This is a genomic window from Oerskovia douganii (assembly GCF_015142735.1).
In the GTDB taxonomy this organism is placed as follows: Bacteria; Actinomycetota; Actinomycetes; order Actinomycetales; family Cellulomonadaceae; genus Oerskovia; species Oerskovia douganii.
In genome coordinates this window covers 1-1,164 of the sequence record NZ_JACSPN010000019.1, presented here as the reverse complement: position 1 = coordinate 1,164, position 1,164 = coordinate 1, and the positions used below count along the sequence as shown (strand labels likewise).

1 protein-coding gene is annotated in these 1,164 nt (G+C 71.8%); it reads right to left on the bottom strand.

Features of this window, described 5'->3' with window-relative positions:
• Positions 1–88 precede the first annotated feature (88 nt).
• Positions 89–1,009, bottom strand: coding sequence for an ATP-grasp domain-containing protein (locus tag H9623_RS13905; RefSeq protein WP_193720641.1), 921 nt, complete (start codon positions 1,007–1,009; stop codon positions 89–91).
• Positions 1,010–1,164 lie beyond the last annotated feature (155 nt).

Below are 1,164 nucleotides of genomic sequence, written 5' to 3'. Positions count from 1 at the left end.
GGGCCGACAAGCACCCGCTCGTCGGCCCTTCATCACGTCCGGTGTCGGCCGCGCACCGCGCCCGACACCGCGCCACGCTCGTGCAGGCTCAGGCGCCAGGTGCCTCCGCGAGCCGCTGGACCACCGCGTCGGCGAAGCGGTCGAGCGCCCCCTTGCCGAGCGAGAAGAAGAGCGACGGCTCGGTGAGCTCGACCTCGATGACCATGGGGGCGCCGTCGTCCCCGCCCACCAGGTCGACGCGCGCGTACAGGTTGGGCTCCTGCCCGGGGACCGCTCCCGCGGCGACCGCGAGCGCCTGCTGCGCGACCGCGAGCTGCTCGGGGCTCGCCTCGAAGCGGCTCATCTCCTCCTGCTTGTACAGGCCCTGGGTGGGGCGGTGCGGCCCCGTGAGGAGCGCGTTCTTGCGGACGGCGTGCGAGAACTCGCCGTCGATGAAGATCAGGCCGGTCTCCCCCGCGGTGTCGACGCTGCGGACGTAGGGCTGGACCATGACCTGCCGCCCGGAGACGAGGAGGTTCTTGGCGTGCTGGATCGCGAGGCCGCGCGAGTGCGCCTCGCCCGACTGGTAGCGGCCCGTGTCCTTGGCGCCGGCGCTCACGACGGGCTTGATGACGAAGTCCCCCTGCGCGGGCAGGCGGGTGTGGATCGCTCGCGAGGACAGGTTCTGGCTGGGGTCGAGCCAGAGCGTCGGGATGACCGGCACGCCCTGCTCCTCGAGCTCCTTGAGGTAGCGCTTGTCGGTGTTCCAGCTGATGACCGCGGCGGGGTTGAGCACGCGGCCCGCGCGCTCGGCCCATGCGACGAACTCGTCGCGGCGGGGTGCGTAGTCCCACGCGGAACGCACGACGACCGCGTCGAACGCCGACCAGTCGACCGACTCGTCGTCCCAGACCGTCGGCACGGCCTCGATCCCTCGGGTCGCGAGGGCTCCCACGAGAGGGGCGTCGTCGGGGTCGAGGTGCGGGAGGACGGAACAGGTGGCGAGGGCGATGCGCGCTGTGGTGGTCACGCGTACGAGCCTAGACGCCCTGCGCGCGGCGTACACGCGCGGCAGGTGAGATCTCCGTCGCGCCGCTAGGTGTTGTGGGTCATGACGTTGGTGACACGCCGGGAGGTGGGGGCGTAGGCGAGGGGTAGGCCTTGAACCGCAGGATGGAGGTACCT